The following is a 7,946-nucleotide window of genomic DNA, read 5'->3' on the forward strand; positions in this document are numbered from 1 at the left end:
GAGCCGCCGCCGTGGACGCCCGCGACGAGCAGGAGCCCGGCCATCGCGGAGGCCGTGATTTCCTCGATGAGCCGGAATCAGCGGTTGCGGTCTTCGGTGCTCACCTCCGCGCGGCCGCGGAGGTATTTGTCCAGGTATTCGGCGGTGGGCGCTTGCTCGAAGTCCTCGTCCGGCGGCATGGTGGCGACGAGCCCGCCGGCGATGTCGTGCACTAATTCGTACTCGTGGTGCAGCGTCGTGCCGCTGTAGTACTTGCCGACGTTGGAGTACACGACGTCGGGCAGATACGTGCCGCACGGCATCTGACGACCGTTGACCGAGGAGGCGATGCCGCAGGCGTGGACGATCTCCGCCGCGGCTATCAACTCGGTGAGCTTCGAGCGGATGTGCGAAGCCTTCTCGACGCCGTTGTAGTCGGCGGCCAGCGCGGCGCAGCCGAGCAGCACGTCGGTGATCGCCGGCTTGCAGCCGCAGTAGCTGTGGCGGTGATACGTAGCGAACAGCTCGGCGAGGAAACCGGCGGCCTGGTATTCCCCGCAGAGGAACACGCGCTCCCAGGGGACGAACACGTCGTCGAACACGGTGACCGATTCGACGGTGCTGTACTTGCTGCTCATCGGGCGCGAACCGCGGCGGGGCTGGCGCGGGCCGGCGCAGCGGCAGATCATCGTGATGCCCTTGGTGTCCGCGGGCACGGCGAAGGCGACGGCGTAGTCCTTGTCCGCCTCGGTCATCTCGCGGGTCGGCAGGACGATCAACTCGTGGGCGTACGGGGCGTTTGTATTGTGAGCCTTGGCGCCGCGGACCGTGATGCCCTTATCGTTGCGGTCAACGACGTGGAGGTACATGTCCGGGTCGGCCTGCTGGTGGGGGCGCAGAGAGCGGTCGCCCTTGACGTCGGTCATCGCGGCGTTGCCGGTGAGGTCGTTGTCCTGGAAGTACTCCAGGTACTCGTTGAAGCGCTTGTGATATGACGTGCTCGCGATCTGATCCACCTGGTGGGTGATGATGGACAGGGCGTTGAGCGCGTCAATGCCCATGCAGCGCTGGATGCACAGGGTGTGGTGGCAATACTCGCGAGTCATCGCGATCTTCTGGCGCAGGTCGTCGGGGCTCTGGTGGATGTGGCAGAAGCGGTTGATCTGCTTGCCGGAGAGGTGCGACGTCGCAGTCATCAGGTCCTCGTTGCCGGACTGGCCGGGCAGGTCGTAGGTGAGGGCGATGACGGAGGCGCCGGTGCGGATCTGCGGATCCTCATATGGGCGCTCGATCTTTTGCCCGCCCATGAAGACGTTGTGCTTCATCTGGGCGAGGGATTCGAGGTACTCGGCGGCAGTTTTCATGGCGATCTCCTGGCGCGAGGTGGGCAGCGCGTATTCGGCTTTGACAAATCATTCGGCGGGCGGGAGCCGTACTCCTTGGGGAGTCGGGGAGGGGGTCGGTCCGTGGGGGCTGATCGCCGCATCCGAAGACGACGCCCATTGGACACCAAGCGGCGGGCGGGCAGCAGGGATGGTCCTGCATCCATGCGCCTCTGTTCGATGTGAAAGCGGGGATGAAGAGGCCGCTGCGTGATGGCTTCGACGGTACGGAGATTCTTCGCTTTGCGCCTTGCCCACGCTCGGCGCTGCGCTCTGAATGACAGTCTCCGGGCCGCGAAAGCGCAAACGAGCCGATGATGCAACGACCCATGAATCGGCGCCCTCCGCGTTGGCGACGATCGGGCGCCCGCACGGTCTTGCAAGACGGACGCTTCGGCACGCTGCGCGGGAACGCTCGCGCTGCTATTTCGAGACGGACTTGACGTGGCCGTCCACGTAGGCGAAGTTGTTGGCGCCGGCGTGGCGCGGCGGGCTGCACAGGCTCTTCAGCGGATCCGCAGCGTTCTTCTTGCCTGCGTTGGACTCGAACAGCACGACCGTGGTCATTGGATCGGCCATGTCCGCGATCTTCTTCCCGCTGACTTCGGAGTTCATCCCATAACTGTACTCATGCCCCCTGTCGGACGGGCAGCGCAGAATCTCCTCGTCCTTGAAGTACGGCCGGATGTCGTCGGTCCACGTCTTCGCGTCGGGGAGCGTCTCGTTGTGATCTTGCGCGAACATGATTATCGCGAGAGAAAGTTGCTTGAGGTTGGACAGACAGTCCGCCTTGTCGGAGGTCTCGCGCGCCCGTTGATAGACCTGCGACATGTCTTTCGCGGGGCCGGTGCAGCCCGAGAAGATGCCCACAGTCAGCAGACAGCACGACAGCAGTAACAGCTTGGTTCGCATCCCACCCTCCTTCAAACCATGCCGTTATCCATGCCTATCACAGGTAGGCTGAGGCCTCGAGGCGACCGCGCCCGGGACACCGAGGCATTATGGGCCGAGCGCCTGCGTTTACTCCATCGCGATGAATTCGGCGTGGCCGTCAACGAAGGCGAAGTTGTTGCCGGCGCCGTGGCGCGGGGGCATGCATAGGCTCTGGAGGGGATCTGCGGCGTTCTTGCTCCCGCTCCTCGATTCGAACAGCATCACCGCGTTGACGGGGTCATCTATGTCGCCGATGCTGACGCCGCTGAGCGCGGAGTTCATGGCGTAGCTGTACTGGTTCTTGTCGGACGGGCAGTGGAACAAGCGGGCGTCCTTTATGTACGGCGTGATCATATCCATCCAGTTCGCGGCGTTGGGCAGGCGCTCGTCGTAATCCTGGGCACACATCAAGAAGCCCAGAGCGAGCTGCTTGAGGTTGGCCAGGCACGTCCGCTGACGGCGGGCCTCTTCCTCTTCGCTCGCCGGCGCTCCAGTCGCGCCGGGTTGCGTCGCTGTCTCCCCGACTACTGTACCGCCCGGTGCCGGGGCAGAGGCGCCGGGCCCGGGCGTTTCGCCAGGCACGACAGGGGCTTCGCCCGGGTACTCCGGCATCTCTCCCGTCGTCTCGTCGGGCAAGACCCATTCCTCTTCCGTGGTCTCCTCGCCCTCCTCGGTCATGCCCTGGATGGCCTCAAGCGCTGCCGGGTACTGCGCGGCGAGGTCAACGAGCAGCCTCTCGTTCTCCTTCGTCACCAAGATGTCGCGCTTCAACTCGACGGTGACCGGAACCCTAATGCCCTGCTCGGTGCGCACCGGCTGGCCGGGCTCGATCTTCACGGCCGCGGCCAAGATGATGGAGTCGAGCAAACCACGAATCGCCTGTGCTTCGGCGTCCGAGAGCTGTTGGTCGAAGAACATCGGCTCAGGCTTGTCCTTCATGCTCGGAGGTGGGGCGATCGAGGTGGCGCTCGACATGAACCAGACGCTGTCCTGGGTGATCAGCGCGGCGGCGCGCTGGAGGTCTCCGGTCGTCAGCGCGCGGGCGAACTCGCGCACGACGTTGACGGCGTTGTCCTCGTCTTGCGCCGACGCGGACGCGGCGGCAGTGATAATCAGGAAACAGCACAACAACACGGCGAGTGTGGTTCGCATCGCTCCCTCCTCGCGCGAAGGGAATCGCGCTTGGGTCGATCTGGTGGGCAGGTCGCCCGCACGGCCCGCTCGCGAGCATTCTTCGGCGGCGCCGTGAGGGCTCCTGCCGACGGAGGCGGCGCGGGGTGTCACCGCCCACATATCTTCCAACAAGGGGTTGACAATCAACAGCAAAAGTGGTATATTTCGCACAATAAGTGGTGTATACATCACAAGGAGGTGCCCTCAATGAATCCTCGGTGGCTGCGCTGGCTCGCTCTTTTGGCGTTCCTGGGGCTGCTCGGCATTCCCCTGCGCCAACACTTGCTGTACGTTCTATTCGGGTTCTCCGGGTTTGCGATGTTCTTCCCGCGCCCCGACGAGCGGTCGGAGGCAAACTTCGGACGCGCCGCCTCGTTCGCCTATGTCGCGACGCTGATTTCCTTCATGATTGGCCTGGTGGTCGCCGTCGCTCTCGTCGGCAACCAGAGCGCAGGCGACAAGGTGGCCGTGCTTGCGCTGACGTTTGCGGCCGTCTATGCCGTGCACATCTTGAGCTTCGTCATCAGCTATGTCTACTTCGATGCCAGGGGCGCGTAGTCGGAATGAAGACACGGCTCCGTGAACTACGTGCGCGCTATGACCTGACGCAAGAGGACCTGGCACGGCGAGTGGGCGTGAGCAGGGAGACAATCGTGCATCTGGAGCGGGGGCGCTACAACCCGTCCCTGCGACTGGCATTCCGGATCTCCCAAGTGCTGCACAGCCGCATCGACGAGGTGTTCACCTTCGACGACGAGGAATCGTCTCTGGACTGAAGCGAGTGTCAGAGCAGCCCCGCGCGCCTCTCGACAGGTCGCAGAGCAGCGCCCCGCTGAGAGGATAACAAGCTTCGCACCTGGAAACTGGCTGCCTGAGCCACGTCACCCATGCTCGCTCAGCTCGACAGCGCAGCCATCGTTGGCATCGAAGCCCGCCCGGTGCAGGTGCAGGTTGACTTCACCAGCGGGCTCGCGTCGTTCGTTGTCGTCGGCCTGCCCGATGCCGCGGTGAAGGAATCCGCGCGCCGCGTCGAGTCCGCGATCAGGAACTCCAACTTTAAGTTCGGGCGCAGCGGCAGCATCGTCGTCAACCTCGCCCCCGCCGACCTCAAGAAGGAAGGCCCGGCGTTCGACCTCCCCATCGCCATCGGCGTCCTCGCCGCGACGGAGCAGATCAAGCCGCAGGGGATTGATGATTTCCTGGTCACCGGCGAGCTATCGCTCGACGGCGGCGTGCGCCCGGTGGCAGGGGTCTTGCCGACGGTGGTGGCGGCGAAGCGCATCGGGAAGAAAGCGGTCATCGTCCCCGCGGCCAACGGGCGCGAGGCGGCGATCGTCGAAGGCGTCGCGGTGCATGCGGTCGAGAGCCTGTACGAAGCCACGGCGTTATTGGAGAACCCCGGCGGCCGCCTGCCGCTTGCCTACCAACCGCTGGAGGCGGCGCTTTTCGATGCGAGCTATGACGTGGATTTCTCGGAGGTCAAGGGGCAGGCGCACGTCAAGCGCGCGCTGGAGATCGTCGCGGCGGGCGGGCATAATATGCTCATGGTCGGGCCGCCCGGCGCGGGGAAGACGATGCTCGCGCGGAGGCTGGCGACGATTCTCCCCGGCCTGACGACCAACGAGGCGCTGGAGGTGAGCCGGATCTATTCGATCGTCGGCCTGCTGCCGAGTGACTCGTCGCTGATGACGACGCGGCCGTTTCGCGCGCCGCATCACACGATATCGAGCGCCGGGCTGGTCGGCGGCGGGACGATTCCGCGGCCCGGCGAGGTGACGCTGTCGCACCTCGGGGTGCTGTTCCTCGACGAGCTGCCCGAGTTCCATCGCGACGCGCTGGAGGCGCTGCGCCAGCCGGTGGAGGACGGGCATGTCGTGATCAGCCGCGCGATGGGGTCTCTGCGGTACCCCGCGCAGCTCGTCCTGGTCGCGGCGATGAACCCGTGCCCGTGCGGGTATTTCGGCGACCCGGAGCGGGAGTGCGCGTGCAGCTTCTCGCAGATCAGGCGGTATCACAAGCGGATCTCCGGGCCGCTGCTGGACCGGATTGACATCCACATCGAGGTGCCCCGTTTGCCGGCGCGGGAGATTATGGAGCCGAGCGAGGCGGAGCCGTCGGGGGCGGTGCGCGAGCGGGTGGAGCGAGCGCGGGCGGTTCAGCACGAGCGATTTCGCGGGAGCCGGATTTTCTGCAATGGGCAGATGACGACGCGGCATCTAAGGCAATTCTGCGCCCTGTCGCCGGATGCCGATGCTTTGCTGCGGTCGGCGTTCGACCAGATGAAGCTGTCCGCGCGGGCGCATAGTCGGATCCTCAAGGTCGCGCGGACGATAGCGGACCTCGAAGGCGCGGCTGACCTCCGAGCCGCGCACATCGCGGAGGCGATTCAGTACCGCACCCTCGACCGGAAGTTGTGGGGGTAGAGGCCTGAGCGTCGCGGGCATCTACAGGGGTCTTCGCTCCGGGTTTCGGCGGCCGACGGACAATCTTGTTGCACCCCACACGACAGCAGCGCAGGTTGAAGGCGCTGTTCGGCAGAACCATAGACCTCGAACAGGCGACAGCATGGTGCAGCGATCCCGACTCGTTTTGCCCATAATCGGCGTGCTGCTGGTGACGGTGCTAGCCGGCGCGACCGCAGCCGCGGAGGAGAAGGCACAGATGCCCGAACGCATCATCCTGGACACCGACATCGGCGATGATATAGATGACGCGTATTGCCTGTCGCTGATCCTGAGCTGCCCGGAGTTGGAGCTGGAGGGGGTGGTGACGGTGTACGGGCCGGTGCAGCGGCGGGCGCAGATCGCGCGCAAGCTGCTGCGCGTGGCGGGGCGCGACGACATCCCGGTCGTGCCGGGCAAGGCGGGCCGGGGCGACCCCGAGGCCGTGCCCAATCAGCACCCCTGGGCGGAGGGCGAGAAGACACCGAGCGGGGACGGCGTCGCTTTCGTCGTTCACAAGATCCTGCAGAACCCCGGGGAAATCAGCCTGCTCGCCGTCGGGGCGCTGACGAACGTCGCGGCCGTGCTCGACGCTGACGCGCGCATTGCCGGTGCGATCAAGCGCATCTTCATCATGGGCGGGTCGGTGTACCGGGGCTACAATGGCAGCGATACGCCTGCCGTGGAATGGAACATCCGCTGCGATCCGGCGGCCGCGCGTACGGTGCTGGCGAAGGCGCGGAATCTCTACGTCGCCCCGCTGGACATCTCGTCGCTGGCGCATCTGCGGGCCGAGCACCTCGACGCGATCGCCGCATCCGACCGTCCGCTCGCCCGCGCAATGGCGGAACTCCTCCCCTACTGGCGGGGCGACGACGCGCAGCGGCGCCCATGTCTGTTCGACCCGCTGACGGCGGCGCTGATGATTGAGGCGAGTCTTGCCAAAGGCCGGGAGATGCGCATCGAGGTGACGGATGAGGGAATGACGGTGCCCGCCGAGGGCGAGCCCAATGCGTTCGTCTATCTGGAACCGAACCTCGAACCCTTTTTCGAGTTCTACGTGAGACGCCTGGCGAGCGAACCGGCGAGTCCCCGCACTGAGTGACGGGCGTGAAGAAGATGCTGCTGACAACAGCTCTCATCGTGGGTGGCCTGCTCGCGGTAGCCGCAGTGCTGTTCGCGGCGACCCGGCTGGCGGATGACCGGCGGCTTGCCGTCATCTGGCGATCGCTGGAGGTCGAAGGCGCCGGCGAAACGTTCAGCGCGGACATGGTGGCGGGACTTCCCGAACCCGGGCGGCGGTATTTTCTCCATGCCATCAGGCCGGGGACGCCGCTCGCGGCATCGGTGCGGCTTGAGATGACGGGGGCAATCAAGCCCGGCCCGAAGGCGGCGTGGATGCCGCTGGAGGCGGAGCAAATCGTCGCGCCCCCGAAGGGCTTCGTGTGGAAGGCATCTGTGAAGGGCGGAGCGATGAGCCTGAGCGGCGCCGACTACTATGCGAACGGCGAGGGGCGCCAGGGCTTTCGCCTGTGGGGCTTGATTCCCCTGATCAGCGCGGAAGGTGCAGATACCGCGAAGTCGGCCGCCGGTCGCTGCGCCGCGGAGGCGCTGCTCGTTCCCTCGGCACTCCTGCCCCAGCGGGGCGCGAAATGGGAAGCCGTTGATGAGAAGTCGGCGAAGGTGGTTATGGAGATTGACGGGGAACTCGTGACCCTGACGATCTCCGTCGAGCCCGACGGCAAGCTGCGCGATATGTCGTTGCCGCGCTGGGGGAACCAGACCGAAGACGGCAGCTACGACTACATCCCCTTTGGCATGGAGTGCCTCGAGGAACGGCGCTTCGGGGGATACGCGATTCCGTCGGAGATCCGCGCGGGGTGGTGGTACGGCACGAAGCGGTACTCCGAGTTCTTCCGGGCGACAATAGCGAAGGCGGAGTTTCGATAGCGGGCAGGATGTAAGGCCGTGCCGCCGTCGCCGCGGCGCGGGCGACGGATCTGTCCGACCTCGTCATTCCTCAGCGGAGATCCACCCA

General features: G+C 65.5%; 8 protein-coding genes. 5 read left to right on the forward strand and 3 right to left on the reverse strand.

Translation table 11 applies throughout. The features are described 5' to 3' along the window. Positions 1-77: 77 nt before the first annotated feature. The 3 genes from JSV65_14960 to JSV65_14970 all read right to left on the reverse strand — a co-directional run bounded on the left by JSV65_14960 (position 78) and on the right by JSV65_14970 (position 3,446). The gene (locus tag JSV65_14960; GenBank protein ID UCH33845.1) at positions 78-1,343 is read right to left on the reverse strand and encodes an aromatic ring hydroxylase; all 1,266 of its coding nucleotides are present in this window, start codon (positions 1,341-1,343) and stop codon (positions 78-80) included. 441 nt (positions 1,344-1,784) lie between these two features. After that, positions 1,785-2,273 (reverse strand): DUF1559 domain-containing protein, encoded by a 489-nt coding sequence (locus JSV65_14965; GenBank protein UCH33846.1) that lies wholly within the window; start codon positions 2,271-2,273, stop codon positions 1,785-1,787. Positions 2,274-2,381: 108 nt separating this feature from the next. Further along, the gene (locus JSV65_14970; GenBank protein UCH33847.1) at positions 2,382-3,446 is read right to left on the reverse strand and encodes a hypothetical protein; all 1,065 of its coding nucleotides are present in this window, start codon (positions 3,444-3,446) and stop codon (positions 2,382-2,384) included. 228 nt (positions 3,447-3,674) lie between these two features. On the opposite strand from JSV65_14970, the gene JSV65_14975 reads away from it, so the two are divergent. The 5 genes from JSV65_14975 to JSV65_14995 all read left to right on the forward strand — a co-directional run bounded on the left by JSV65_14975 (position 3,675) and on the right by JSV65_14995 (position 7,858). Further along, complete coding sequence (locus tag JSV65_14975; GenBank protein ID UCH33848.1) at positions 3,675-4,025, forward strand: DUF3796 domain-containing protein; 351 nt, start codon at positions 3,675-3,677, stop codon at positions 4,023-4,025. Between the two features lie 5 nt (positions 4,026-4,030). Next, on the forward strand, positions 4,031-4,243 hold the full coding sequence (locus JSV65_14980; GenBank protein ID UCH33849.1) for a helix-turn-helix transcriptional regulator: 213 nt from the start codon (positions 4,031-4,033) through the stop codon (positions 4,241-4,243). Between the two features lie 111 nt (positions 4,244-4,354). Then, complete coding sequence (locus tag JSV65_14985; GenBank protein ID UCH33850.1) at positions 4,355-5,890, forward strand: YifB family Mg chelatase-like AAA ATPase; 1,536 nt, start codon at positions 4,355-4,357, stop codon at positions 5,888-5,890. A 142-nt stretch (positions 5,891-6,032) separates the two neighbouring features. Continuing rightward, positions 6,033-7,013: a nucleoside hydrolase gene (locus JSV65_14990; GenBank protein UCH33851.1), complete on the forward strand. Its 981-nt coding sequence runs from the start codon at positions 6,033-6,035 to the stop codon at positions 7,011-7,013. A 14-nt stretch (positions 7,014-7,027) separates the two neighbouring features. Then, complete coding sequence (locus tag JSV65_14995) at positions 7,028-7,858, forward strand: hypothetical protein (protein UCH36799.1); 831 nt, start codon at positions 7,028-7,030, stop codon at positions 7,856-7,858. The last annotated feature ends 88 nt before the right edge of the window (positions 7,859-7,946 follow it).

The organism is Armatimonadota bacterium (assembly GCA_020354555.1).
In the GTDB taxonomy this organism is placed as follows: domain Bacteria; phylum Armatimonadota; class Hebobacteria.